The sequence below is a fragment of the Streptomyces sp. BYX5S genome (assembly GCF_054724165.1).
On the sequence record NZ_CM138829.1, the window covers coordinates 2,643,459 to 2,669,054 of the forward strand.

24 protein-coding genes, 1 pseudogene and 1 riboswitch are annotated in these 25,596 nt (G+C 71.2%); of the genes and pseudogenes, 16 read left to right on the top strand and 9 right to left on the bottom strand.

Features of this window, described 5'->3' with window-relative positions; all coding sequences use genetic code 11:
• Window positions 1-36: 36 nt before the first annotated feature.
• The 8 genes from ACYBSK_RS12015 to ACYBSK_RS12050 all read left to right on the top strand — a co-directional run bounded on the left by ACYBSK_RS12015 (window position 37) and on the right by ACYBSK_RS12050 (window position 6,830).
• Window positions 37-942 (top strand): DUF881 domain-containing protein, encoded by a 906-nt coding sequence (locus ACYBSK_RS12015; protein ID WP_457476894.1) that lies wholly within the window; start codon window positions 37-39, stop codon window positions 940-942.
• Window positions 939-1,271 (top strand): small basic family protein, encoded by a 333-nt coding sequence (locus ACYBSK_RS12020; protein WP_008749169.1) that lies wholly within the window; start codon window positions 939-941, stop codon window positions 1,269-1,271. The genes ACYBSK_RS12015 and ACYBSK_RS12020 overlap by 4 nt, the downstream gene beginning before the upstream one ends.
• A 5-nt stretch (window positions 1,272-1,276) precedes the next feature.
• Window positions 1,277-2,227 carry a DUF881 domain-containing protein gene (locus ACYBSK_RS12025; protein WP_460246026.1) on the top strand — a complete coding sequence of 317 codons (951 nt, stop codon included), beginning with the start codon at window positions 1,277-1,279 and terminating at the stop codon, window positions 2,225-2,227.
• Between the two features lie 82 nt (window positions 2,228-2,309).
• Entirely contained in the window at window positions 2,310-3,260 is a 951-nt protein-coding gene (locus tag ACYBSK_RS12030) for an FHA domain-containing protein (RefSeq protein ID WP_460247007.1), read from the top strand.
• A gap of 27 nt (window positions 3,261-3,287) precedes the next feature.
• A complete protein-coding gene (ftsR, locus tag ACYBSK_RS12035) occupies window positions 3,288-4,016 on the top strand; it encodes a transcriptional regulator FtsR (protein WP_460246027.1) in 729 nt (242 codons plus the stop codon).
• Between the two features lie 86 nt (window positions 4,017-4,102).
• On the top strand, window positions 4,103-4,576 hold the full coding sequence (locus ACYBSK_RS12040; RefSeq protein WP_006123076.1) for a bifunctional nuclease family protein: 474 nt from the start codon (window positions 4,103-4,105) through the stop codon (window positions 4,574-4,576).
• A gap of 165 nt (window positions 4,577-4,741) precedes the next feature.
• On the top strand, window positions 4,742-5,362 hold the full coding sequence (locus ACYBSK_RS12045; protein WP_460246028.1) for a MerR family transcriptional regulator: 621 nt from the start codon (window positions 4,742-4,744) through the stop codon (window positions 5,360-5,362).
• A 46-nt stretch (window positions 5,363-5,408) separates the two neighbouring features.
• Complete coding sequence (locus ACYBSK_RS12050; protein WP_460246029.1) at window positions 5,409-6,830, top strand: DNA polymerase IV; 1,422 nt, start codon at window positions 5,409-5,411, stop codon at window positions 6,828-6,830.
• Here the strand turns inward: ACYBSK_RS12050 and ACYBSK_RS12055 are convergent.
• Window positions 6,797-7,171 (bottom strand): PRC-barrel domain-containing protein, encoded by a 375-nt coding sequence (locus tag ACYBSK_RS12055; RefSeq protein ID WP_457476899.1) that lies wholly within the window; start codon window positions 7,169-7,171, stop codon window positions 6,797-6,799. The two genes, ACYBSK_RS12050 and ACYBSK_RS12055, sit on opposite strands and share 34 nt — an antisense overlap.
• 123 nt (window positions 7,172-7,294) lie before the next feature.
• A riboswitch (glycine riboswitch) is annotated at window positions 7,295-7,390 on the top strand.
• 185 nt (window positions 7,391-7,575) lie between these two features.
• Between ACYBSK_RS12055 and gcvP the strand changes: the two genes are divergently transcribed.
• Window positions 7,576-10,461: an aminomethyl-transferring glycine dehydrogenase gene (gene gcvP, locus ACYBSK_RS12060; RefSeq protein ID WP_457476900.1), complete on the top strand. Its 2,886-nt coding sequence runs from the start codon at window positions 7,576-7,578 to the stop codon at window positions 10,459-10,461.
• 51 nt (window positions 10,462-10,512) lie between these two features.
• Here the strand turns inward: gcvP and ACYBSK_RS12065 are convergent, their stop codons facing one another.
• Window positions 10,513-10,713: a DUF5999 family protein gene (locus ACYBSK_RS12065; RefSeq protein ID WP_457476901.1), complete on the bottom strand. Its 201-nt coding sequence runs from the start codon at window positions 10,711-10,713 to the stop codon at window positions 10,513-10,515.
• 352 nt (window positions 10,714-11,065) lie between these two features.
• The gene (locus ACYBSK_RS12070) at window positions 11,066-11,650 is read right to left on the bottom strand and encodes a hypothetical protein (protein WP_457476902.1); all 585 of its coding nucleotides are present in this window, start codon (window positions 11,648-11,650) and stop codon (window positions 11,066-11,068) included.
• A 547-nt stretch (window positions 11,651-12,197) separates the two neighbouring features.
• On the opposite strand from ACYBSK_RS12070, the gene ACYBSK_RS12075 reads away from it, so the two are divergent.
• On the top strand, window positions 12,198-13,718 hold the full coding sequence (locus ACYBSK_RS12075; RefSeq protein ID WP_457476903.1) for a glutamate-cysteine ligase family protein: 1,521 nt from the start codon (window positions 12,198-12,200) through the stop codon (window positions 13,716-13,718).
• Window positions 13,719-13,753: 35 nt separating this feature from the next.
• Here ACYBSK_RS12075 and ACYBSK_RS12080 read toward each other — a convergent pair.
• Window positions 13,754-15,517 (bottom strand): annotated as a pseudogene (locus ACYBSK_RS12080) (substrate-binding and VWA domain-containing protein).
• 212 nt (window positions 15,518-15,729) lie between these two features.
• Here ACYBSK_RS12080 and ACYBSK_RS12085 point away from each other — a divergent pair.
• Entirely contained in the window at window positions 15,730-16,509 is a 780-nt protein-coding gene (locus ACYBSK_RS12085) for a CPBP family intramembrane glutamic endopeptidase (protein WP_460246030.1), read from the top strand.
• 29 nt (window positions 16,510-16,538) lie between these two features.
• On the opposite strand, the gene ACYBSK_RS12090 is transcribed toward ACYBSK_RS12085, so the two are convergent.
• The gene (locus ACYBSK_RS12090) at window positions 16,539-17,348 is read right to left on the bottom strand and encodes a PhzF family phenazine biosynthesis protein (RefSeq protein ID WP_457476906.1); all 810 of its coding nucleotides are present in this window, start codon (window positions 17,346-17,348) and stop codon (window positions 16,539-16,541) included.
• A gap of 170 nt (window positions 17,349-17,518) precedes the next feature.
• On the opposite strand from ACYBSK_RS12090, the gene ACYBSK_RS12095 reads away from it, so the two are divergent.
• Window positions 17,519-18,154: a PadR family transcriptional regulator gene (locus ACYBSK_RS12095; protein ID WP_457476907.1), complete on the top strand. Its 636-nt coding sequence runs from the start codon at window positions 17,519-17,521 to the stop codon at window positions 18,152-18,154.
• A gap of 94 nt (window positions 18,155-18,248) precedes the next feature.
• Here ACYBSK_RS12095 and ACYBSK_RS12100 read toward each other — a convergent pair whose 3' ends face one another.
• A complete protein-coding gene (locus ACYBSK_RS12100) occupies window positions 18,249-18,677 on the bottom strand; it encodes a type II toxin-antitoxin system Rv0910 family toxin (RefSeq protein ID WP_460246031.1) in 429 nt (142 codons plus the stop codon).
• A 267-nt stretch (window positions 18,678-18,944) separates the two neighbouring features.
• On the opposite strand from ACYBSK_RS12100, the gene ACYBSK_RS12105 reads away from it, so the two are divergent.
• Window positions 18,945-19,454 (top strand): Clp protease N-terminal domain-containing protein, encoded by a 510-nt coding sequence (locus ACYBSK_RS12105; protein WP_457476909.1) that lies wholly within the window; start codon window positions 18,945-18,947, stop codon window positions 19,452-19,454.
• Window positions 19,455-19,637: 183 nt separating this feature from the next.
• On the top strand, window positions 19,638-20,600 hold the full coding sequence (locus ACYBSK_RS12110) for an EamA family transporter (protein ID WP_457476910.1): 963 nt from the start codon (window positions 19,638-19,640) through the stop codon (window positions 20,598-20,600).
• A gap of 91 nt (window positions 20,601-20,691) precedes the next feature.
• Here the strand turns inward: ACYBSK_RS12110 and ACYBSK_RS12115 are convergent, their stop codons facing one another.
• Both ACYBSK_RS12115 and ACYBSK_RS12120 read right to left on the bottom strand, forming a co-directional pair.
• Entirely contained in the window at window positions 20,692-21,342 is a 651-nt protein-coding gene (locus ACYBSK_RS12115; protein ID WP_460246032.1) for an FMN-binding negative transcriptional regulator, read from the bottom strand.
• On the bottom strand, window positions 21,342-22,019 hold the full coding sequence (locus ACYBSK_RS12120) for a pyridoxamine 5'-phosphate oxidase family protein (RefSeq protein ID WP_460246033.1): 678 nt from the start codon (window positions 22,017-22,019) through the stop codon (window positions 21,342-21,344). The genes ACYBSK_RS12115 and ACYBSK_RS12120 overlap by 1 nt, the downstream gene beginning before the upstream one ends.
• Before the next feature lie 37 nt (window positions 22,020-22,056).
• Between ACYBSK_RS12120 and ACYBSK_RS12125 the strand changes: the two genes are divergently transcribed.
• Window positions 22,057-23,388 carry an aminotransferase class I/II-fold pyridoxal phosphate-dependent enzyme gene (locus ACYBSK_RS12125; RefSeq protein WP_460246034.1) on the top strand — a complete coding sequence of 444 codons (1,332 nt, stop codon included), beginning with the start codon at window positions 22,057-22,059 and terminating at the stop codon, window positions 23,386-23,388.
• A gap of 144 nt (window positions 23,389-23,532) precedes the next feature.
• On the opposite strand, the gene ACYBSK_RS12130 is transcribed toward ACYBSK_RS12125, so the two are convergent.
• The gene (locus tag ACYBSK_RS12130) at window positions 23,533-24,528 is read right to left on the bottom strand and encodes a DMT family transporter (RefSeq protein WP_460246035.1); all 996 of its coding nucleotides are present in this window, start codon (window positions 24,526-24,528) and stop codon (window positions 23,533-23,535) included.
• Between the two features lie 75 nt (window positions 24,529-24,603).
• On the opposite strand from ACYBSK_RS12130, the gene ACYBSK_RS12135 reads away from it, so the two are divergent.
• A complete protein-coding gene (locus tag ACYBSK_RS12135; RefSeq protein ID WP_460246036.1) occupies window positions 24,604-25,515 on the top strand; it encodes a LysR family transcriptional regulator in 912 nt (303 codons plus the stop codon).
• The last annotated feature ends 81 nt before the right edge of the window (window positions 25,516-25,596 follow it).

The following is a 25,596-nucleotide window of genomic DNA, read 5'->3' on the forward strand; positions in this document are numbered from 1 at the left end:
GGGGTCATTGGGAGGTAGCGGCCGCGACGTGCGACGATGTGCGGCATGCCGCAGCAGCCCCCCAAACGGAGCACCCCAGAGCGCCCCCCGCGCCCCGACGCCTCCATGTCGCTGCTGAACAACGTCATGGACCACAGCCTGGACGACGGGTATGCGGAAGCGGCGGCGCGCAAAGAGGCGTTGGGGCAGAGCGGTCTGCCGAAGACGCTGCGCGCGAAGCTGGGGCTCGCGGCCGGCCTGGTGCTGGCCGCGCTGGTCGTGACGGTCGGCGCGGCGCAGGCGCGGATCGCGGCGCCCGTCGTGGCCAAGGAGCGCGAGGAGCTCATCGACCGCATCGACCAGGAGACCGAGTCCGCCGACACGCTGGAGGGGCAGGTCGACTCGCTGCGGGGCCACGTGGGGGAGATGCAGCGGGAGGCGCTGAAGAAGCACGGGGGCGAGCAGGGGGAGTTGGCGGGCGTGCTGTCCGGCGCCGTCGCCGTGCACGGCCCCGGCGTGAAGCTCGTCGTCGACGACGCCAAGTCCGCCACCACGGGCGACGGCAGCGGTCCGCGCGAGAGCAACGGATTCTCCGACACCGGTCGCGTCCGCGACCGGGACATGCAGCGGGTCATGAACGGCCTGTGGCAGTCCGGCGCCGAGGCCATCAGCATCAACGGGCAGCGCCTCACGTCGCTGTCCGCGATCAGGGCCGCGGGTGACGCGATACTGGTCGACAACAAGCCGCTGGTGCCGCCGTACACGGTGCTCGCGGTGGGGGACGGGCAACGGCTGAGCACACGGTTCCAGAACAGCCCCGACGGTCTGTATCTGCACGCGCTGCAGGAGAACTTCGGGATCAGGACCAGCATTTCGGCCCAGGACGACATCAAGCTTCCTGCCGCGCCCAGCGTGATCGTACGTACAGCACAGCCGAGAGAAGAGCAGAAGGGCACATCGTGATCGCCGTACTGGGACTCGTCGTGGGAGTCGTGGTCGGGCTTTTCGTCCGGCCCGAGGTTCCGGCGGTGGTCGAGCCTTACCTTCCGATCGCCGTCGTCGCGGCGCTCGACGCGGTGTTCGGCGGGCTGCGCGCCATGCTGGACGGGATCTTCGACGACAAGGTGTTCGTCGTGTCGTTCCTGTCGAACGTGGTCGTGGCCGCGCTCATCGTCTTCCTCGGTGACAAGCTGGGCGTCGGCGCTCAGCTGTCGACCGGTGTCGTCGTGGTGCTCGGCATCCGTATCTTCTCCAACGCGGCCGCGATCCGGCGGCACGTCTTCCGGGCGTGAGGCCGATGAACCGCGACGAGAACGCAGAGAACGCAGAGCACGCCGCGAGCTCGGAGAGCCGCAGGAACGTGCAACCGGACGACAGGGCCGAGCAGTTGCGCAAGGAACTGCCCGCCGAGGTGCCGCCCGGCCCCGGTGCCGCGGAGCCGGAGGCGGTGGAACCGGTGCGGGAGGCCGAGCCCGGGGCCGCCGGGCCGGCGCGGGACGAACCGGAAGCAGGGGAGCCCGAGCTGACCGGACGTCAGCGGCTCGTGAAGGGTCTGTGGCCGCCGCGCGCGTCGCGCGCCCAGCTGATCATGGCTGTGCTGCTGTTCGTCCTGGGGCTCGGTCTGGCCATCCAGGTGCGGTCCACCAGTGACAACAGCGCCCTGCGCGGTGCGCGTCAGGAAGATCTCGTTCGCATTCTCGATGAACTGGACGATCGAACTCAGCGTCTTGAGGATGAGAAGCAAGGTCTCGAGGATCAGCGCACCGAGCTGGAGAACAGTTCGGACCAGGCGAACGAGGCCCGCAAGCAGACGGCCGAGAAGCAGCGGCAACTCGGCATTCTGGCGGGCACCGTCGCCGCGCAGGGCCCCGGGATCACGATGACCGTCACCGACACGAAGGGGGCCGTGGAGGCGGACATGCTGCTCGACGCGGTCCAGGAACTCCGTGCCGCCGGCGCGGAGGCGATCCAGGTGAATGATGTCCGCATCGTGGCCAACACGTACCTGACGGATGGAGAAGGCGGGAAGGGGGTCAGTGTGGACGGGCGCGAGATCAGCCAGCCGTACCGCTTCAAGGTCATCGGCAAGCCGCAGGACCTCGAGCCGGCCCTGAACATTCCCGGAGGTGTGGTGCAGACGCTGGAGAAGGAGCAGGCCACGACGACCGTGAGCCGCTCGAACAAGATCGTCGTAGATGCCTTGCGATCGGCGCAACGGCCTGATTACGCTCGGTCGTCCTCGGAGTGAGGCGGGGGTGCATGGTGGATACCGTGCGAGGGCATGAGGTTGCGGGGGGTCGCCGCAGCAAGGGTGGGGTGCGTGGTGGAAACTGTTTGGCGGATACGGACGTTGTGAGGGTGTCCGTGTCAATGATGTACGCGATGTACGCCGATGTGTGCAGTCAGGGTTCGTCCTGCCCCACGGGCGGGTCTGTTTCGGTCAAGGGGAATCGCCCGTGAAGTTGTTTGCGAAGTTGTTCGGCAAGAGCGCACGTGAGGACAACCGTCATCGTGCGCCGCGCCAAGGAGACATGCCGGAGACGCAGGTGGGCGAGCGCCCGCTGTTCCGCGACCAGGTCGGTGGAGACAATTCGGGCGGACAGGGCGCGTCGTCTGTTGACCCTGCCGGTTCCGGCCGCATAGGTTTCGGAGAACCGTCAACCTCAAGTACGGGTGGAGGGTTTGCCCCCGACCCGTACGCGTCCCACGCCCCCGCGGGGCAGCCGCGGCAGGAGGATCCGTCCATGTCGGCCCTGGTGTGTACGAGGTGCGGAAACCGGAACGGGGAGAACAGCCGGTTCTGCTCCAACTGCGGTGCGCCGCTGCGCGGCGGCGCGGCGCCGGAGGGGCCGTCGGAGACGACGTCCACGATCTCGATCTCGGGTCTGGAGTCCTACGACCCGGAGGCGACCGGCCAGACGCAGCTCCCTGCCCTGTCCCCGGAGGCCCAGGCCGCCGTGGACGCGTTGCCGCTCGGCTCGGCGCTCCTGGTGGTGCGGCGCGGCCCGAACTCGGGCAGCCGTTTCCTCCTGGACGGCGAGCTGACCACCGCGGGGCGCCACCCGCAGAGCGACATCTTCCTGGACGACGTGACCGTGTCGCGCCGCCACGTGGAGTTCCGTCGCCTTCAGGACGGCTCGTTCACCGTCGCCGACGTCGGCAGCCTCAACGGCACGTATGTGAACCGTGAGCGCATCGACTCGGTGACGCTGAACAACGGGGACGAGGTGCAGATCGGCAAGTACCGGCTGGTGTTCTACGCGAGCCAGCGCGGTATCTGACCCGTCCGCGATCCTTCAGGAAGGTCCATGCTGCACACGACGAGGGGCGGTGCCTCAGGAGGCACCGCCACCACGGACAGTCGGCTGATGAGCATCGGCACCGTACTGAACGTGCTCCGAGAAGAATTTCCCGAAGTCACCATTTCGAAGATCCGGTTCCTGGAGTCCGAGGGCCTCGTCGAGCCGCGGCGTACGCCCTCGGGCTACCGGAAGTTCAGCCCGGACGACATGGAGCGGCTCGCCCATGTGCTGCGCATGCAGCGGGATCACTACCTGCCGCTGAAGGTGATCAAGGAGCAGCTCGACGCCCTGGAGCCGGGCGAGACGCTGCCCGTGCCCGCGCCGGGACGCCCCGGGGACGCGGAGGACGGCATCGAGGTGCCGACGGCCGCCCGGGTCGGCCGGGACGAATTGCTGGCAGCCGTCGGCGTCGAGGAGCACGAGCTCGACGAATGGGAGTCGTACGGGCTTCTCACGCCGCTGCCCGACGGCGGCTACGACGCCTCGGCCGTGCTGGTCGCCGAGCTCGTCGGCGAACTGGGCCGGTTCGGCATCGGCCCGCGCCACCTGCGGGTCATGCGGGCGGCCGCCGACCGCGAGGCGGGCCTGGTGGACCAGGTGGTCGCGCCGCTGAAGGTGCACCGCAATCCGCAGACGCGGGCGCACGCCGAAGCGCGTGCCAAGGAGCTGGCAGGCCTTACCGTGAAGCTGCACTCGGCACTTGTGCAGTCCGCGCTCGGGGTCCGTCTGCCCTGATCGCAGCCGCGGGTGAGCGCCGCAGGCCCGGCCCTCGGCGCATGCCCGACTACCCAAACCGGCCGGGCACGTCCTAGGGTTGCTGTGTGAACGAGCTCGACGTCGTAGGTGTCCGGGTCGAAATGCCCTCCAACCAGCCGATCGTGCTCCTGCGTGAAGTGGGAGGCGACCGGTACCTCCCCATCTGGATCGGACCGGGGGAGGCGACCGCGATCGCCTTTGCCCAGCAGGGCATGGCGCCCGCGCGTCCGCTGACGCACGACCTTTTCAAGGACGTCCTTGAAGCGGTCGGCCAGGAGCTCACGGAAGTGCGCATCACGGACCTCCGCGAAGGCGTCTTCTACGCGGAACTGGTGTTCGCGAGCGGGGTCGAGGTCAGTGCCCGCCCGTCGGACGCCATAGCCCTGGCCCTGCGCACCGGAACGCCGATCTACGGCAGTGACGGGGTCCTCGATGATGCGGGGATCGCGATCCCCGACGAGCAGGAGGACGAGGTGGAGAAGTTCCGCGAGTTCCTCGACCAGATCTCTCCCGAGGACTTCGGCACCAACAGCCAGTGACCGGTCGGCCGGTGGCCTCGGGACATTCGGCTAGCCTTTCCCCGCGGTGGGACACGGGAAACCACTCTTAGGGTGATTATCACTCGGCGTGCCTAGTGTGGCGTTCGTTGACGCACCCCCTGTGACTGCCTACCGTCGATGAGGCAGGTCAAAGAGGAGGTCGGCGTGAGAAGCAGCGGCGACGGTACGGCGACGGGCGGTCCGTACTTGTTTCACGGCAGCGCGGCCGATCACACTCCGCAGCGCCCGCAGGCCGTGCCTGTGGTGGCGGGGGAGAGCGGTGCGGCGGCGACCGAGCAGGTGGGTTACCGGGGTCCGACCGCGTGCGCGGCGGCCGGTATCACCTACCGACAGCTCGACTACTGGGCCAGGACCGGCCTGGTCGAACCCAGCGTGCGATCGGCCTACGGGTCGGGGACGCAGCGGCTCTACAGCTTCGGGGACGTCGTCGTCCTCAAGGTCGTCAAGCGTTTCCTGGACACGGGCGTCTCACTGCAGAACATCCGGACCGCCGTGCAGCACCTGCGCGAGAGCGGCTTCCGGGACCTGGAGCGCATGACGCTCATGAGCGACGGCGCGACCGTGTACGAGTGCACGTCGCCGGACGAGGTGCACGACCTGCTCCAGGGCGGCCAGGGCGTCTTCGGGATCGCCGTGGGCGTGGTCTGGCGGGACGTCGAGGCCGCGCTCTCGCAGCTGCACGGCGAGCGGGTGGACACCGGCGAGACGATCACGCCGCCGAACCCCACGGACGAGCTCGCCAGGCGGCGCAACCGCGCCGTGTGAGGGCCGTGGGGCAGCATTGTCAGTGGCGTAGGGCAGCATCGGACGTGTGAGAACCGCGCCCACGATCCTGCATCTCGACATGGATGCCTTCTACGCCTCGGCGGAGCAGGCGGCCAAGCCGAGCCTGCGCGGGAAAGCGGTCGTCGTGGGCGGGCTCGGCCCGCGCGGCGTGGTGGCCACGGCGTCGTACGAGGCGCGGAAGTTCGGGGTGCACTCGGCGATGCCGATGGGGCAGGCGCGCAGGCTCGCCCCGCATGCCGCGTACCTGGTGCCGCGCTTCCGGCTGTACCGGGCGATCAGCGAGCAGGTGATGGCGCTCCTGGGCGCGCTCTCGCCGCTGGTGGAGCCGCTGAGCCTGGACGAGGCGTTCGTGGATCTGGAGGCCGGTGAGGCGGCCTGGGACGCCGAGTCCGCCGAGGCCGTGGGGCGGCGGCTGCGGGCCGACATCCGGCGCGTGACCGGGCTGACCGGGTCCGTGGGGCTCGCCGCGTCCAAGATGCTCGCGAAGATCGCCTCGGAGGAGGCCAAGCCCGACGGGCTGGTGCTCATACGTCCCGGCACCGAGCGCGCGCTGCTCGGCCCGCGGTCCGTGCGGATCCTGCCGGGCGTGGGGCCGGCGACCGGGGACCATCTGCGGCGGGCCGGGATCCTCACGGTGGAGGAGATCGCAGAGGCCGGCGCGGACGAGCTGGTGCGGCTGCTGGGGAAGGCGCAGGGGAGTCACCTGTACGAGATGGCGCTGGCGCGCGACGAGCGGCCGGTGGTCGCCGAGCGGGATTCCAAGTCGGTGTCGGTGGAGGACACCTACGACGTGGACATCCACGACCGGGTGCGGGTCCGGATGGAGGTGCGCAGACTCGCCGACCGGTGCGTGGAGCGGTTGCGGGCCGCCGAGCGGTCGGGGCGGACCGTGGTGCTCAAGGTGCGCCGCTACGACTTCTCGACGCTGACGCGGTCCGAGACGCTGCGCGGGCCGACGGACGACCCCGGGGTGGTGCGGGAGGCCGCCGCGCGGTTGCTGGAGTCCGTGGACACGACGGGCGGCGTGCGGTTGCTTGGCGTCGGCGTCAGTGGGCTCGCCGACTTCACGCAGGAGGACCTGTTCGCGCAGTTCGCCGCCGCGGAGGAGGCCGCGGCCGGCGGCGGGCCGGAGGGGGACGGGGCGCCGGCGCAGGCCGTGGAGGCGGCCGAGGCGCCTGCCGTGCCCGAGCCGGAGCCCGAGGAGCGGAAGTGGCTCGCCGGGCACGATGTGCGGCACGCCGAGTTCGGTCCCGGGTGGGTGCAGGGGAGCGGGCTCGGGCGCGTGACCGTGCGGTTCGAGACGCCCTACGCGGAGGTGCCGGGGCGCGTGCGGACGTTTCGTGTCGACGATCCGGAGCTGGAGGCGGCCGAGCCGTTGCCGCTCGTGGAGGAGACCACGGAGGCGGCCGGTGATCAGGTCGGCTCGTCCTCCGCGCCCGCCACGTGACCGAAGGAGAGATCGGGGGACTGCGGGGCCGTGATGTCCAGGCCGTAGTGGTGGTAGAGCTGGAGTTCCTGCTCGGGGGAGAGGTGGCGGCCGACGCCGAAGTCGGGGGCGTCCTTGATCAGGGCGCGCTCGAAGGGGACGCGCAGCGTGCCGTCCACGAATTCGCTGGGCTCGAGCGGCACGAAGGCGTCGCGGCTGAACAGCCCGGTGCGTATCGCCGCCCACTCGGGGACGCCGGTGGCGTCGTCGAGGTAGACCTCGTCGATGGTGCCGACCTTTGCTCCGTTGCGGTCGAACGCCTTGCGGCCGATCAGATTGCGCGGATCGACATCGGTCTGCACGGGCCCTCCAACTGATCGCGATGATCGCAACTGCTGTGTAAGCACTACGAAAGAGCACATTGCGGAAGGCGGCCACTCGAGGGCTCGGGGCGCGTAGCCGCTGGTAGGCTGGCGAATGGCTGTTGAACCCGTGCGGGAGAGTCTTCCGACGACAGTCGGGGGCGCCGAAGGAGCAAATCCTCCCCGGAATCTCTCAGGCCCCTGTACCGCACGGACGAGGTCACTCTGGAAAGCAGGGCGGGGTGCACGGTTTCCGCTCTCACCGACGGTGCAAGCCGGTGTGTTCCGTGTTCTCGCGGGGTGGGCCGGTGAAGCTCTCAGGTTGAGATGACAGAGGGGGAGGCCGTCCGGGTACCCGCGCCGTGGTGCCCCTCGCAGGTCGCAATGACCAGGAGGCCTCCGCAATGACCGCCAACCGTATTCCGCTCTCCCAACTGGAGCGGGGAATCCCCTTCGAGCAGCGGCACATCGGTCCCGACGACGCCGCTCAGGCCAAGATGCTCGCGCAGGTCGGCTACGGCTCGCTGGACGAGCTGACCGCGGCCGCGGTGCCCGATGTGATCAAGAGCGCCGAGGCGCTCGACCTTCCGGCCGCCCGCAGCGAGGCCGAGGTGCTCGCCGAGCTGAAGTCGCTCGCCGAGCGCAACCAGGTGCTCGGCTCGATGATCGGCCTCGGCTACTACGGGACGTTCACGCCGCCCGTCATCCTGCGCAACGTCATGGAGAACCCGTCCTGGTACACGGCGTACACGCCGTACCAGCCGGAGATCTCGCAGGGCCGCCTTGAGGCGCTGCTCAACTTCCAGACGATGGTCGCCGAGCTGACCGGCCTGCCCACCTCGGGCTCGTCGCTGCTCGACGAGGGCACCGCCGCCGCCGAGGCGATGGCCCTCTCGCGCCGCGTCGGCAAGGTCAAGAACGGTGTGTACGTCGTCGACGCCGACGCCCTGCCGCAGACCATCGCCGTGATCCAGACGCGGGCCGAGCCGACCGGCGTCGAGATCGTCGTCGCCGATCTGAGCGAGGGCATCCCCGCCGAGGTCGCCGAGCGCGGTGTCGTCGGCGTGCTCGTGCAGTACCCCGGCGCCTCGGGTGCCGTGCGGGACATCAAGCCCGTGATCGACCAGGCGCACGAGCTGGGCGCCATTGTCACCGTTGCCGCTGATCTTCTTGCTCTGACGCTGCTGACCTCGCCCGGAGAGCTGGGCGCCGACATCGCCGTCGGTACGACGCAGCGCTTCGGCGTCCCGATGGGCTTCGGTGGGCCGCACGCCGGTTACATGGCGGTGCGCGAGAAGTTCGCGCGTTCGCTGCCGGGCCGCCTCGTCGGCGTCTCCGTCGACGCCGACGGCAACAAGGCGTACCGCCTCGCCCTTCAGACCCGTGAGCAGCACATCCGCCGCGAGAAGGCGACCAGCAACATCTGTACTGCGCAGGTGCTGCTCGCCGTGATGGCCGGCATGTACGCCGTGTACCACGGGCCCGAGGGCCTCAAGTCCATCGCGCGGCGCACCCACCGCTACGCCACCGTGCTCGCGGCCGGTCTGACGGCGGGCGGCGTCGAGGTCGTGCACGGCGCCTACTTCGACACCCTCACCGTGCGGGTGCCGGGCAAGGCCGCCGGGATCGTCTCCGCCGCGCGCGAGGCCGGGGTCAACCTGCACCTCGTGGACGCCGACCACGTCTCCCTCGCCTGCGACGAGACCACCACGCGGGCCCAACTCGGCTCCGTGTGGAGCGCGTTCGGCGTCGACGCGGACATCGAGGCGCTGGACGCCGAGGTCGCGGACACGCTGCCGGACGCGCTGCTGCGCGACGACGAGTACCTGACGCACCCCGTCTTCCACCAGTACCGCTCCGAGACCGCGATGCTGCGCTACCTGCGCAAGCTCGCCGACCGGGACTACGCGCTGGACCGCGGCATGATCCCGCTGGGCTCCTGCACGATGAAGCTCAACGCGACGACGGAGATGGAGCCGGTCACCTGGCCCGAGTTCGGCCAGCTGCACCCCTTCGTCCCGGGCGAGCAGGCGCAGGGCTATCTGACGCTCATCCGCGAGCTGGAGGAGCGGCTCGCCGAGGTCACCGGCTACGACAAGGTCTCGTTGCAGCCCAACGCCGGTTCGCAGGGCGAGCTCGCCGGTCTGCTCGCGGTCCGCGGCTACCACCGGGCCAACGGCGACGAGCAGCGCACCATCTGCCTCATCCCGTCCTCCGCGCACGGCACCAACGCCGCGAGCGCCGTGATGGCCGGCATGAAGGTCGTCGTCGTGAAGACCGCCGACGACGGCGAGGTCGACATCGAGGACCTCCGCGCCAAGATCGAGCAGTACGCCGAGCAGCTCGCCGTGCTGATGATCACGTACCCGTCGACGCACGGTGTCTTCGAGGAGCACGTCGCCGACATCTGCGCCGCCGTGCACGACGCGGGCGGCCAGGTCTACGTCGACGGCGCCAACCTCAACGCGCTGGTGGGCCTCGCCAAGCCGGGCCGCTTCGGCGGCGACGTCTCGCACCTGAACCTGCACAAGACGTTCTGCATCCCGCACGGCGGCGGCGGTCCGGGCGTCGGTCCGGTCGGCGTCCGCGAGCACCTCGCGCCGTACCTGCCCAACCACCCGTTGCAGCCGGCCGCCGGTCCGGAGACGGGCGTCGGCCCGATCTCCGCCGCGCCGTGGGGTTCCGCCGGGATCCTGCCGATCTCGTGGGCGTACGTGCGTCTCATGGGCGGCGAGGGGCTGAAGCGGGCCACGCAGGTGGCGGTGCTGTCGGCGAACTACATCGCCAAGCGCCTGGAGCCGCACTTCCCGGTGCTCTACACCGGACCCGGCGGGCTCGTCGCGCACGAGTGCATCGTGGACCTGCGCCCGATCAGCAAGGCGACGGGTGTGAGCATCGACGACGTCGCCAAGCGGCTCATCGACTACGGCTTCCACGCGCCGACCATGTCGTTCCCGGTCGCCGGGACGCTGATGATCGAGCCGACCGAGAGCGAGGACATCGACGAGCTCGACCGGTTCTGCGACGCGATGATCGCGATTCGCGGCGAGATCGAGCGGGTCGCCTCCGGCGAGTGGCCGGCGGACGACAACCCGCTGCGGAACGCTCCGCACACGGCCGGAATGCTCGGCGGTGAGTGGGAGCACGCGTACAGCCGGGAGGAAGGCGTCTTCCCGGCCGGTGTGGTGGCGGCGGACAAGTACTGGCCGCCGGTGCGCCGTATCGACCAGGCGTTCGGCGACCGGAACCTGGTGTGTTCCTGCCCGCCCCTCGACGCCTACGAGGGCTGATCGCTTCGGGGCCGCGCGACCGACGGTCGCGCGGCCCCGCTCAGCGGATCCCTACGCCGCCGTCACCACACGGCCCAGTGGCCGGTGCGGGGCGATGATCGTGCCGTTGGGCAGCAGCTCGCCGGTGTCCTCGAAGAGCAGGACGCCGTTGCAGAGGAGGCTCCATCCCTGCTCGGGGTGGTGAGCGACGGGAAGCGCGGCTTCCCGGTCCTCGGATTCCGCTGTCGGGCAGAGTGGCTGGTGCTGGCACATGGATGGGATCTTTCGCTGCGAAGTTATCTCGATGACTTGGGCGGTGCTGGTCCTGCTCGTCGTGCCGCGGCTTGAAGACTTGTTCATGGCCGCCCCCCGTTGTCGTGAGTTCTGGAACCCAGTGTTGCCCTGTGGACGTCGTTCCGCAGGGATTTCGTAGCAGCGGTCCTTATGGATTGGAGACGCATCACCCATGCGGACGGTTCAGTCCAACTGGACTCTCCCTTCGGGTGGTTCGGAGTGGTCGGTACGGGCTAGTCCACTCGGACAGGGCTGTGCCCCGCGACCGGACGGCGGACGGTGCGGGGCACAGGTGTGAGCGACCGGAGCCGTCGGCGGCCCCCGGTCGGGTTCAGGCGAGCAGGGCGGCGGGGGCCGGGGTCAGGCGGTGGGTGAGGACCGGGAGGAGCTCGGCCACCGAGTGCGGGCGGTGCGGGGCGATGCCCGGCGGGGCGGGTGCCAGCGGGACGAGGATGTCGTCGGCCGCCGGATGGCCGCTCGTCGGGTCGGCGGTACGGTCGCCGTGCAGCCACAGCGTCAGCATGTAGAGCTCGGGCACCGAGAGCAGCCGCGGCTGGTAGGCCTTGGGCAGTGACTCGGCGTGGCGCAGGGCCCGCTCGGTGGAACGGATGTAGGGGCCCTCGAAGAAGTGCGAGAAGGCCCAGCCGTCCGGCGTGAGCATGGTGTCGGCCGCGGCCACCGCGCGGTCCCCGCAGCGGATCAGGAAGCGCCAGCCGGTGAGGCGGGCCCTGGACGGTCCGGTGGTCTCGGTGATGTGGTCCAACACATGGAGTGGCAAAGGGAGTTCGGGGGTGGCGGGTCCCTGTGCGGCGCGCAGGGAAGGGGTGCGTGCCTCGCGGACGGCGGTGGGGGAACCGAGGGCCGTGAGGACGCTGCGCAGGGCAGGCGCGGGAGCCGGTGGGACGTGCAGCGGCATGGTGGGTCGCCTCTCATTCGACAGGCACGTGACACGTGATGCGAGGGCGGTGCGGGACGAGCGGACGGCGCTGTCTGCTGCGGGTGTACACGGGTACACGGACGGGGCAGAGGCGGCGGGGGTCCGGTCCTGGCCCGGCCCGCGGGCGCCACATCTCTGTCTCGCCAGCGGAGTTTATACGACGTATGTTCGCGGCTTGTTTCCACTAGCAGGTCCGCCGGATTACGCAAGGTGCTATTCGGGCGGGGTTGCCCAAGGGGTTTGCGGGTATTCTTCCCATTTCCGAAGGGGTGGCCGCGCGTGACCTCGGTATCTTGCCGTCGAGCGGTCGGCCTGTTCTTGTCGGCGTTTTTCACCAGGGCCGTCCGCGAACGAATCTGCGGGAGGCCGCATGCCTAAGGAATGTGCCCCGGGGTAACTGACTTGAGCGTACTGCTCCGTGGCACCCCACGGGGCGTTATCGATCACATTGCCTGGGCATCATCCACCGTGACACGCGGCCGGGACGGGTTCCTGCCGGGCCGCCCGTGCGAGAAGGGACGCTTCCATGGGGGAGAAGGTCGTTGCGGAGGCGGTCGACCTGGCCGCTCCGCGGCGCTATCGGGAGAAGCTCCAAGAGTGCTTGGAGGGACTCGGGCGACTCCTGGACGAGAAGCGCTTCGACCGTCCGCAGAATCTCATGGGTCTCGAGATCGAACTGAATCTCGCCGGGCCCGACGGGCTGCCGAGAATGATGAATGCGGAAGTGCTGGAGCGCATCGCGAGCCGGGATTTCCAGACCGAACTCGCGATGTTCAATCTCGAAGTGAACATTGCCCCGCACCGGCTCGGCGGCCGCGTTCTCGACCAGCTCGCCGAGGAGCTGCGCACCGGGCTCGGATATGCGCACCGGAAGGCCAACGAGGTCGACGCGGGCATCGTGATGATCGGAATTCTGCCGACGCTCAGCGCCCAGGACCTGGTCTCCGCGAACCTGTCGGACGTCGACCGCTACACCCTCCTGAACGACCAGATCACGGCCGCCCGCGGCGAGGACTTCCAGCTCGACATCGCCGGTGTGGAGCGTCTGACCTGCACGTCCTCGTCGATCGCGCCCGAAGCCGCGTGCACCTCCGTGCAGTTGCACCTCCAGGTGACACCGGGCCGCTTCGCCGACGTGTGGAACGCGGCGCAGGCGGTGGCCGCCCCGCAGATCGCGCTCGGCGCCAACTCGCCGTTCCTGTTCGGCCACGAGCTGTGGCGCGAGTCGCGGCCGCCGCTGTTCCAGCAGTCCACCGACACCCGGCCGCCGGAGCTGGTGGCCCAGGGGGTGCGGCCGCGCACCTGGTTCGGGGAGCGCTGGATCGATTCCGCGCGCGACCTCTTCGAGGAGAATCTGCGGTACTTCCCGCCGCTGCTGCCGATCCTCGACGACGAGCAGCCGCTCGACGTCATCGCCAAGGGCGACACCCCGAGCCTCGCCGAACTCGTCCTGCACAACGGCACGGTCTACCGCTGGAACCGCCCCGTGTACGGCGTCGCGGACGGCGTTCCCCATCTGCGCGTCGAGAACCGGGTGCTGCCCGCGGGGCCGACCGTCATCGACGTCGTCGCCAACTCGGCGTTCTACTACGGCGTCGTACGCGCGCTGGCCGAGGAGTCCCGCCCCGTGTGGTCGCGGCTCCCCTTCGACGCGGCGGCCCGCAACTTCGACGCCGCCTGCCGCTACGGCATCGACGCGCGCCTGGAGTGGCCGCGCCGGGGCCGGTTCGGCGGCACGGAGCGGGTGCCGGCGGTGAACCTCGTCCGGGACGAGCTGCTGCCGCTCGCGGCGGCCGGGCTCGACGCGTGGGGCGTGGAGCCGGCCGACCGGGACCTGTACCTGGGCGTGATCGAGGAGCGGTGCCGGCTGCGGACCAACGGGGCGGCGTGGCAGTCGGCGACGTACCACCGGGCGCTGGAGAGCGGGCTGGCGCGGGACGCGGCGCTCGCGGCGACCACCCGGCGGTACTGCGAGCTGATGCACATCGGCGAGCCGGTGCACAGCTGGCCGGTGGGGCTGCCGGAGCCGGCGGTTCCGCTCGGCTAGGGCCTGATCCGAAGGACAGGCCCGGGGCGGCGGGCTCAGTTGGCCTTGGCGCCCGCCGCGATGATGGCCGTGAGGATCACCTTCTGGATGTCCGCGGGGTCCGTGACCTGGTGACCCGAGCCGCCCGTCGCCTCGGCGATCTGCTCGACCTCGTCCCGGTCGGTGTCGGGCCCGACGGCGATGACGATCAGCGGGACGGGACGCTCGTGGTCGGTCAGCTCCCCGAGTTGCTCGACGAGGCGGGAGCGGGAGATCGACCCCTCGTCCTGATTGACGCCGTCGGTCACCACCACGACGGCGTTGAACATGCCTTTCTCGTACGAGGACGTGGCCGCCTCGTAGGCCGCGAGCGTCGTGTCGTACAGGCCCGTCGCCCCGCCCGGTACCGGCTTCAGCGCGGTGAACGCGGCGGACAGCCGGTCGCGCTGGGTGCCGGAGCCGGTGCGGTCGCCGAGGCGTTCGGTCGGCACCAGCTTCTTGTAGTCGCGGTTCCGGTCCAGGAACGTGGCGAACTCCCACAGCCCGATCTCGTCCTCCGGCGTGAACGTGGAGAGCGCCGCCAGCATCGACGCCTTCGTCACCTCCATGCGGGACTCGCCGCGGTTCGGCACGACATTGCCCATCGAGGCCGACGCGTCGACGACCGCATGGATACGGGCGCTCTGCACGGTGATCGTCCACATGCCGAGGGTCTCCGCGAGCTGCTCCTCCGTGGGCGCCGCGGCCGTCACGCGCGCGTACGGCTGCGGGGAGCGGCCGCCCGCCCGTGACGCGACGGTCTCGGGGGACCGGCCGCTGTCCGTGCGGAAGCCGTGCCGTTCCAGGAGCGCGCGGCCCTCGGGGGAGTCCAGCAGCGTCATGAAGCGGACGGCGGCCCGGCTCTCGTCGGTGGTCAGGGTGTCCTCGCCGACCAGCGAGAACGGATAGTCGAGGGCGGGCGAGCCGTCCTTCGGGTAGAAGAGGTCGAGCGAACCCGCCGCGCCCGCCTCCTCGTTGTGCGCGTACGCGGCCTGCTCGGACAGGATGAGCGCCTCGTTGCGCCGCGGATTGCCCTGCTCCGTGCCGGAGTTGTCGCGCGGCACCGTCTCCATCAGCTGCGCGTCGCTGTCGGACGTGCGCTGCGACAGGGCCTTCGCCATCGCGGCGGCCTGGGTGCCGTCGTCCTTCTTGGAGGTGGCGGTCAGCATGGACAGCGCGAGCAGCCCGGTGGCGCTGCGGGCCGGGTCGGCGGCGCCGAGGCGCAGGTCGTCGCTCTGCATCGCCGCGCCCGTCAGCTGCGCCCAGGTGTACGTCTTGCGCGGCTAGCCGAACGACTTCGCCGCGGTCGGCACCATGCCCACGCCCACCGGTGACGAGGCGACGTTGCCGGCCGGGGTGATCCGGGTGGCGGCGGAGTCGGCGGAGACCCGCTGCACCCAGACGTCGGAGTCCGGGACCCACACCTGGAAGTCCGCCGCGCCCTTGCCCGCGTGCAGGGTGTCGGCGACCTTGTACGCGTCGCGGGCGGTGACGGCGACGTCCAGGCAGTTGCCGTCGGAGGTGAGCTTCTCGCGGCGGGCGTACCCGGCCGCGTCGCGCAGCGCCGGGGCCATGTCGGGGGAGGCGACCACGTCGAGGTGGACCTCGGCCCCGCACGCGTCGCCGAGGCCGAGCAGATCGGGGCGGAACACCGCCGCCGTCCCCGCCGCGACGACCAGGACCAGGGCGGTCGCGATGGCCACGGTGCGGCCGCGCGAGCGGGGACGGGGTTCGGCGACGGCCGTCCCGTACTCGTCGGGCATGCTGCTGTGACGTCCCATGGCGGTGGAGCCCCTCCCTGAGCCACAAAGGCAGTTGCGGTATAAGCGGTGAAGCATGAGAGGGGAAGCGGTGCGCCGAATTGCGGCGTCCCGGTCCCCCCGGCCTGTCGCACGCGATCTTCGTACCTGCATTCGAGACCCTAGCGGGGCGTTGTGACGCAAGTGGCGGTATTGACCAACTGGAGGCAGGTGTGCAGGTGGAGGCGGAACCGATGCCCGGTTCTTCTCCCGAAGGGCGTCTTTCACGGCGCTTTTTGCGGGACGAGACGCTGCTCGTTCTGGGGCTTTCGCTCGGTGCGAGCGGTGTGTCCGCGCTCATCAGCTTCGTCGGCTCCGTCACGAAACCGGGCGGTCTCAAGGACCAGGCGGCCACCCTCAACGCCTCGGCGGCGCCCGGCCGTCCGTGGCTGGATCTCGCCTGGCAGCTGTTCGGCATCGCGAGCGCGCTCGTGCCGGTGGCGCTCGTCGCGCACTTCCTGCTGAGGGAGGGCGCGGGGATGCGCACCATCGGCTTCGACCGGAAACGGCCGTGGTTCGACGCGGGGCGCGGGGCCGCGCTCGCCGCCGTCATCGGCAGCACGGGCATCGCCTTCTACCTCGCCGCCCGCGCCCTCGGCTTCAACCTGACGGTGGTGCCGGAGGCGCTGCCCGACGTGTGGTGGAAGTTCCCGGTGCTGATCCTGTCGGCGGTGCAGAACTCCGTGGTGGAGGAGGTCATCGTCGTCGGGTATCTGCTGCGTAGGCTCGGCCAGTTGGGGTGGTTGCCGGGCAGCGCGCTCGTCGCGTCGTCGGTGCTCCGCGGCTCGTACCACCTCTACCAGGGCATCGGCGGGTTCTTCGGGAACCTCGCGATGGGCGTCGTCTTCGCCTATCTGTACCGGCGGTGGGGCAGGGTCGGGCCACTGGTGGTGGCCCATTCCCTGTTGGACATCGGGGCGTTCGTCGGATACGCGCTGCTCGCGGGGAAGGTGGGCTGGCTGCCCACGGCGTAGCCCGCGGTGCGCCGGGGCAGCGCCCCTGGTCACACGTTCAGCTCGCCCTCGATGGTGGTGACGGCCTTGCCGGTCAGGAGGGTGCGCTCGCCGCGCAGCGCCACGCGGACCAGGCCGCCGCGGGCGGAGGCCTGGAGGCCGGTCAGTTCGTCGCGGCCCAGGCGGGCGGCCCAGAACGGGGCGAGCGCGGTGTGCGCGCTGCCGGTCACCGGGTCCTCGTCGACGCCGACGTTCGGGAAGAAGCAGCGCGACACGAAGTCGTAGTCCCCGGTGGGGTCCGCGGCGCGGGCGGTGGCGATGATGCCGCGCTCGGACAGGCCGACGAGCGCCTTGTGGTCGGGTGACAGGCCCCGCACGGTCTTCTCGTCGGCGAGCTCCACGACCAGGTCACCGACCGAGGGGCCCGTGTCGTGCACGGAGAGCGGCTCGGCGCCGAGGGCCGCGGCGAGCCCCGCGGGGGCGGTCTCCTCGGTGAGCGGGGCGGTCGGGAAGTCCAGGGTGAGCGAGCCGTCCTCGCCGGGCGTCGCCACGAGCACACCGCTGCGGGTCGCGAACCGGACCGGGCCCCGCGTGGTCCCGGTGGTGTGCAGTACGTGGGCGGTGGCCAGGGTCGCGTGCCCGCACATGTCGACCTCGGTGGCGGGCGTGAACCAGCGCAGTGCCCAGTCGGCCTCGCCGCCGTCGGGCAGCGGGTGCGCGAAGGCGGTCTCGGCGTGATTGACCTCCAGGGCGACGTTCTGGAGCCAGGCGTCGTCCGGGAAGGCGTCCAGGAGCAAGACTCCGGCGGGGTTGCCGGCGAAGGGCCGGTCGGTGAAGGCATCGACGATACGAATACGCATGTCAGCGACGGTAATTGAGCTCTCGCGCGCCCGCCCATGGCCAATCCGGCGCGTCCGGCCTCTTTCGGTGGGTTGCCAGCCGAACAGTTCCGATATATCGTTGAGGCATCGCGATCGGTTGAAGATCGCGGCAAAGAAACCATCGATCAGTTACGAAAGGGCTGATTCCCATGCGTAACCACGGAAACAACCACGGACATGAACACTTCGGCCCCGGTTTCGGCGGCCCCGGCAGGGGCGGATTCGAGCGGGGCGGATTCGAAGGCCGGCGAGCGGCGTTCGGGCCCTTCGGCCCCGGCTTCGGCGGGCCCGGCGGACCCGGACCCTGGGGTGGCCGCGGCGGTCGCGGCGGCGGGCCCCGGGGGCGGGCGCGGCGCGGTGACGTGCGCGCCTCGATCCTGGCCCTGCTGAAGGACCGCCCGATGCACGGCTACGAGATGATCCAGGAGATCGCCGAGCGCAGCGGCGGCGCGTGGAAGCCGAGCCCCGGCTCGGTCTACCCGACGCTTCAGCTGCTCGAGGACGAGGGTCTGATCGCCAGCGCGAGCGAGGGCGGCAAGAAGCTCTTCTCGCTCACCGACGACGGCCGCACCGCCGCCGAAGAGGGGCCCGAGGCTCCTTGGGAGGAGGCCGGCCGCGGCGTCGACTGGGAGGCCATGAACGAGATCCGGACGGCGAGCTTCGGACTCATGGAGGCCTTCGGCCAGGTCTGGAAGACCGGCAGCAAGGACCAGCGCGACAAGGCCATCTCCGTCATCAACGACGCGCGCAAGAAGCTGTACCTGATCCTCGCCGACGAGGACTGAGCCCCGTGCGGGCCGGAACAGGTCGCCCTCACAGAGCGCGGAAGAGGCGCCCCGTACGCACAGTGCGGGGCGCCTCTTCGTGTACGTACGAGGGTCAGGCCACGAGGCCGTTCAGCTTGCGCAGCGACTCGTCCAGCGCGGCCGTCGCCGAGTCCTTGAGCTTGCCCGCCATCAGCGAGACCGCGGCGCCCGTGAACTCGCCCCGGATGCGGGCCGTGGTCGCGTCGCCGGCCGGGGTCAGCGAGTAGTGCATGAAGAGGTTCACGCCCATCGGACCCTTGCCGCGGATGGCGAAGGTGCGGGCGGTCTCCAGCTCCTCGATCGTCCACGTGACCTCGGCGGGGAAGCCCATCAGCTTCATGTTCTCCTCGAACTGGCCGCCCACTTCGAGCGAGGCGGGGCCGCCCTTCGGGAAGTCGGTGTGGGTGGCGTTCCACTCCCCGTACGAGGAGAAGTCGGTGAGCTGCGCCCAGACCTTCTCCGCGGGTGCTTCCATGCGTGCTTCCGCGCTGACTTCGGCCATGTGGCCACCCCTTTGAGTCGAGAGCGTCGGGAGCCCTGCCGGGCCCCGATGTCGCGTCGTCGCGCAAAGTAGCCGTGTGACCTCGAACATTCAATACTGATGAACCGTCAGTTCTGGGTTGTCCGCGTCCGGATCCCCTCGGGGGAAGGTGGCTCGATCTCATCCGTAAGGAGGAGATGTTCATGATCAGTGCCCAACCTGTGTCGGACACGAAGATGCTCCTCGCCGTGGATGCCCCGAAGAGGCCGCGCTGGTGGGGTGGAGGGTGTGCATAGTTCAACCCCGTCCGACTCCGGTGCGATCGGCCCCACCAGTGAAGAGCCCGTAGACGCCCAGCTCAGCGACGAGCTCGCGGCGGTCGTCGCGGGGGCGCGGCGGCGTGCGGTCCGGGACGGGGACCGGCAGGTCGACACGGCACACCTGTTGCACTCCCTCCTGGAGGCGGACCCCGACGTGCGCGCCGCGTTCCCCGAGGGTGAGCAGGTGGCGCGGCTTCTGGGCTATCTCGTGCAGCGCAGCATCGGGTACGGGCTGCGGTGGCAGGGCTCGGTGGAGGACTCCGGAGCCGTACCCGTCGTCACCTCGGCTCCCGGCTGGTCGCCCGTGGCGGCGGCCGCGATGGAGGCGGGCGTGGAGCGTGCCGCCTCGCGCGGGGACGAGTTGGCGCGCGGCGTCGACGTACTCGCCGCGCTCGCCTCGGACGTGGAGTGCCGGGCGGTCGAGGTGCTCGGCCGGGCCGGGGTGGACGTGGAGCAGCTGCGGCAGCGGCTCAACTGACCGGCTGGGCGCGACCGGCCGGGTCCTGTGGTGAGCTCGGTCCGCGGCCGACCCGTGCGTCCATCCCGTGAGACAGGGGTCAACGGGGGTGACGCTCCTGACCCGCCCTGTCATGATGTGCCGGTGCAGGAGACAAAGGGGTCCACGGGAAGCCAGGGTCGGACGGGAAGCAGCGCGCGCAGCATGGGACTGGGTCTCGCCCTGCTCTCCGCGCTCGCGTTCGGCGGTTCCGGGGTCGCGGCCAAACCGCTGATCGAGGCGGGGCTCGACCCGCTCCACGTGGTGTGGCTGCGCGTCGCGGGCGGCGCCCTCGTCATGCTGCCGGTCGCCTGGCGGCACCGCGCGCTCGTGCTGCGCAGGCCCGCGCTGCTCGCAGGGTTCGGGCTGCTCGCGGTCGCAGGCGTCCAGGCCTGCTATTTCGCCGCGATCTCCCGCATTCCGGTCGGGGTGGCCCTGCTCATCGAGTACTTGGCGCCCGCGCTCGTGCTGGGCTGGGTGCGCTTCGTCCAGCGCAAGCCGGTGACGCGCGCCGCCGCGATCGGCGTCGTGATCGCCGTGGCCGGTCTCGCCTGCGTTGTCGAGGTGTGGTCGGGGCTCGGCTTCGACGCCCTCGGTCTGCTCCTCGCGCTCGGTGCGGCCTGCTGTCAGGTCGGCTACTTCGTGCTCTCCGACCACGGCGGTGACGCCGCCGAGTCCGGCGCCGAGGTCCCCGACCCTCTCGGGGTGATCGCCTACGGGCTCCTGATCGGCGCCGCGCTCCTCACGGTCATCGCCCGCCCCTGGGGCATGGACTGGTCGGTGCTCGCGGGCAGCGCCCCCATGAACGGCACGTCCGTGCCGGCGTGGCTGCTGCTGTGCTGGATCGTGCTGCTCGCCACGGTCGTCGCGTACGTCACCGGGGTGGTGTCGGTGCGGCGCCTCTCGCCGCAGGTGGCCGGTGTCGTGGCCTGCCTGGAAGCGGTCGTGGCGACCGTGCTCGCCTGGGTGCTGCTCGGGGAGCATCTGTCGGCGCCCCAGCTGTTCGGCGGGGCGATGGTCCTGGTCGGGGCGCTCATCGCGCAGTCGTCGAAGCCGCGGGCGACGCCGCCCTCGGCGTCCGACGCGGCGCCGGAGAGCGTGCTGTCGCGGTCCGGTGGGGCGGTTTAGGGCTGGTTCGGGGTCGCGGACCGGGCGGGCCTTCCGCGCGCGCGTGCCGTGAACGGTGAGTGCTCTCCCTTGTGCCTGTTCGCCTGCGCTTCTACGCGGGTTGGTGACGCCGTCGACGCTGTGTGGCGAGGGCGGCGGTGTCGCGCGGGTCGCCGCGCTCGGCGAGGCCCGCGGCTATCCGGTCCTGCACCTCCTCGGGCTTGTGGCCCGCGTACTTGAACTTGGCCCGGACGTCCGTCACGTCGAGCAGCAGGACCCGGATCCCCGGCAGCATCCGCCCGTACGGGGCCTCGCCCGCGGCCACCGGAACCGACGTGCCGGGCTCCTGGAAGTGCCCCACCTGACGGTTCAGGAGCGCCGCCTTCTCCTCCGGGTCGTCCACCACGCGCGCGGTGCAGCGCAGTTGGACAGCCGCGTAGACGCTCGTGGGCGTGCCGTGCTCCGGTGGTACGTCGGGCGGTGCCTGCCAGGGGCCCGGCACGAACGCGTAGTCGTCGACGACGCTCAGCAGCACCTCAGGATTGGCTTCCAGCGCCGGCCACAGGGGGTTGGGCCGGGCGAGGTGCGCGACGGCCTCGCCGTACTCGCCCGCGCCCCGGGGGTCGTAGGCGAAGTGCATCGGCTGGACCCACGGGGGTTCGCCGTCCAGTCCGTTGACCGCGAGCTGGCCGAAGTCGTGCGTGGCCAGCCACCGCTGCCACTCGGCGGTGTCGCGCGCCGCGTCCCAGGGGTGGATCAGCATCACAGCCCCTTGAGGTACGCCGGGGTCTCGATGCCGTCGGCGAGGTCGTCCGAGGGGATCAGCTCGCCGTAGCCGCGCTGGACCGGGACCACGCCCGCCCAGTGCGGCAGGTCCATGTCCTCGGGCTCGTCGTTCGGCCCGCCCGCGCGGACCTTCGCCGAGACCTCGGCGAGGTCGATGCGGAGCACGGCCGTCGCCGCGAGCTCCTTGGCGTTCGCCGCCCGCGAGTCGGCGGCGCGGCCCGCCACCACGTGGTCGACGATCGCGTCCAGGGCGAGCCGCTTCTCCTCGGCGTCGGTGACCTGGTGCGCCGTGCCGTGCACCACCACGGAGCGGTAGTTGATCGAGTGGTGGAAGGCGGAGCGGGCGAGCACCAGTCCGTCGACGTGGGTCACGGTCAGGCAGACCCGGAGGCCGGGGTCCCGCTGTCCCGCCATGCGCAACGGCCGCGAGCCGGTGGAGCCGTGGACGTAGAGCCGCTGGCCGACCCGGGCGTACAGCGTGGGCAGCACGACGGGGGCGTCGTCGCGGACGAAGCCGAGATGGCAGAGGTAGGTCTCGTCGAGTATCGAGTGCACCAGGTCGTGGTCGTACGCCGCGCGTTCCTTGGCGCGGGTCGGGACCGTGCGCTCCGTGGGCGCGTAGGTGGCGGCCTGCTGGTCCTGGGCGACGCTCATGTTGCGAACTCCATTGCACTAGTGCAAAATGCTGTTTGTGCTAGGAGAGTATCCGATCAGTGGACGTCGCGCAGCAGAGATTCGCGCGAGCGTCGAGCGTGCGGTCATCGCGGGTGACCTCGAACCGGGGCAACTGCTGCCGCCCATGCGGGAGTTGGCCGAGCGGCTCGGGGTGAATCCGAACACGGTCGCGGCCGCGTACCGGTCGCTGCGCGAGCGCGGGGTCATCGAGACCGCCGGGCGGCGCGGCAGCCGGGTGCGGGCGAAGCCGGCCATCACCGCGCGCGACGCCATCCGCGTGGACGTGCCGGAGGGGGTGCGGAACGTGTCGGACGGCAACCCCGATCCAGCGCTGCTGCCCTCGCTCGTCGAGGCGTTCACCGCGGCCGCGACCGCCGCCGACAAGGAGCCCGTGCTGTACGGGGACGAGGCGCTGGAGCCGGACCTCGTGCGCCGCGCGCGGGCCGACCTCGACGCGGCCGGGGTGCCGGACGGGCCGGTCACCGTGGCGTCCGGTTCGCTCGACGCCATCGAGCGGGTGCTCGCCGTGCACCTCAGACCGGGGGACGCGGTCGCGGTGGAGGATCCCGGCTGGGGCAGCATGCTCGACCTCGTACCCGCGCTCGGGCTGCGGACGGTGCCCGTCGGGGTCGACGACGAGGGGCCGCTGCCGGACGACGTGGTGCGGGCGCTGGCGGCGGGGGCACGGGCGCTCGTGGTCACGGACCGGGCGCAGAACCCGACCGGGGCGGCCGTGGGCGCGGCCCGCGCCGAGGCGCTGCGGGCGGCCCTCGCCGAGCATCCGGAGGTGCTGCTCATCGAGGACGACCACGGCCACGGCATCGTCGACCTCCCCGTGCACCCGCTCGCCGGGGCCACGCACCACTGGGCGTTCGTGCGCTCGGTCGCCAAGGCCTACGGGCCGGACCTGCGGCTCGCCGTGCTCACCGGGGACGCCACCACGATCGAGGGCGTGCGCGGGCGTCAGCGGCTCGGGCCCGGCTGGGTCAGTCGCATCACCCAGCGCGCCGTGGCCGGGCTGTGGGCGGCCGACGCGGTGGACGCGCGCGCGGTCGCGGCCTCGTACGGGGAGCGTCGCGACGCCCTGGTCGCCGCGCTGGCCGAGCGGGGCGTGGCGGCGCACGGGCGCAGCGGTCTGAACGTGTGGGTGCCGGTGCCGGACGAGACCGGCGCGGTGGCGCGGCTGCTGCACGCCGGGTGGGCGGTGGCGCCGGGAGCGCGGTTCCGGATGGAGGCGGCGCCGGGGGTGCGGATCACCGTGTCCCGGCTGGGGGTCGACGAGGTCGCGGAGGTGGCGGACGCGGTGGCGGCGGCGACCGGGCCGGCGCTGGATCGGCGGTACGACTGAACGGTGGGGTGGGCGGTGGGCGGTCTTCGTGGCGGGATGTGGTGGGGCCCGGTGGGCGGCGGGGCGGCGGGGCGGCGGGGCGGCTGGGCGGTGCACCGGGCTCTGGTGGGGTGCGTCCACCGGGTTCCGGTGGGGTGCGTCTCGTTACGTCCGGGTCCGCGCCCGCGCCCGCGCTCGCGGCCTGGACTGGGTGAGGGCCGCGCCCGCCAGGACGATCACCGCGCCGACCGGTGTCGACCAGCTCAGCGACTCGCCGAGGACCGCGACGCCGGCCGCCGTCGCGATGACCGGCACGAAGTACGTGACCATCTGCGCGGTCGTCGGGCCGACCTCCGCCACCAGGCCGTACTGGATGAGGAACGCCACGCCCGTGCCGAGCGCGCCCAGAGCGGCGATCGCGAGCAGCGGACCCGTCGCGAAACGGGTCGGCCACGACGTGAAGAGCGGGGTGACGACGGCCAGCTGGACCGTGGCCAGGAGCAGTTGGGCGCCGATCATCGTCAGGTTCGACTCGCCGGTGTTCGCCAGCGTCCGGCGGACGTAGATCCAGCCGATGGGGTAGCTGACCGAGGCGAGCAGGGCCATCGCCGTGCCCGCCACGTCCAGGCCGTGGAAGCCCTGCCACACGCCGAGGACGGTCAGCACGCCGAGGAAGCCGAGGCCGAGGCCCGCGACCCGGCGCCGGGTGGGCCGGTCCTCGGAGAGCGCGACCAGGGACAGGGCCATGCCCCACAGCGGCGACGTCGCGTTGCAGATGCCGGCGAGCGTCGACGGGATCGTCTCCTCGGCGAACGAGAAGAGCGAGAAGGGCAGCGCGTTCAGGAAGAACGCCGCGACCGTCAGGTGGCCCCAGGTCCGGATCCCGCGGGGCAGCCCCTGACGCTTCACGATCATGGCCACGGCCAGCACCGCCGTGCCGAACACCAGGCGGCCGAGCGTCACCTGGAACGGGGCGAAGCCCTCCGTGCCCACCTTGATGAGCAGAAAGCTGAAGCCCCAGATGAGGGCGAGCACGCCGAAGCGCAGGCGCCAGTCGAAGGTGCGGCGGGCCGGGGCGGCCGACTTCGGCGCGAGGGCGGGGGCCGGGGGCCGGGTGGGAGTGGCGGCGGGTGTGGTGCGGGGTGCGGTCGGCGTGCTCATGCGGACCAGATTGGCGCCGCTCGACCTTGTAGCACAAGCGAGATTCTTTGCCGGATACCGATTAGCATCGCTTACATGTTGAACCTGGAGCGCCTACGGGTCCTGGACGCGCTGGCCCGGCACGGTTCGGTCAGTGGCGCGGCCGAGGGGCTGCACGTCACCACGTCCGCCGTCTCGCAGCAGATGGCCAAGCTGGAGCGGGAGGCCGGGCAGCGGCTGCTCGCCAAGCACGGGCGCGGGGTGCGGCTCACCGACGCGGGGCGGCTGCTCGCCGAGCACGCGGCGCGCATCCTCTCGCAGGTCGAGCTGGCGCAGTCCGATCTGGAGGCGCAGCGGGGGCAGGTCGTGGGGGAGTTGCGGATCTCCGCGTTTCCCACGGCGGCGCGGGGGCTGTTCCCGGGGGCGCTGCGTGCGTTGCGGGAACAGCATCCGCAACTGCGGGTGCGCTCGCAGGAGTTGGAGCCCGAGACGGCGGTGGCCGCGGTGATCCGTGGGGACCTCGACCTCGCCGTCGTGCTCGACTGGTACAACAAGCCGATGCCGATGCCCGACGGGCTGGTCAAGGCGAGCATCCTCGACGATCCGGCCGATATCGCGATGCCGGTGGGGCATCCGCTGGCGGGGCGGGACGAGGTCGGGCTCGAGGAGTTCGCCGACGACGAGTGGATCACGTGGGGGCAGGGGGAGTTCTGCCACGAGTGGCTGATGCTCACGTTGCGGGCGAAGGGGGTCGAGCCGCAGATCGGGCATCGGGCGGCGGAGACGCATACGCAGTTGGGGCTGGTTGCGGCGGGGCTCGGGGTGTGTGTGGCGCCGTTGCTCGGGCGGGATCCGATGCCGGAGGGGGTGGTGGCGGTGCCGGTGCGGCAGCGGGTGCGGAGGCATGTGTATGTGGTGTGGCGGGCGGATGCGGATCGGAGGCCGTCGATTCGGGCGGCGGTGCGGGCGCTTCAGAAGGTGGGGGTGGATGTGGGGCGGTTGGCGTAGGGGTGCGGTCACCGTCGCGGTGCGGTCGCGGGGCGCTGCCCCGGACCCCGCTGCTCAATCGCCGCAGGGGCTCAAATGATC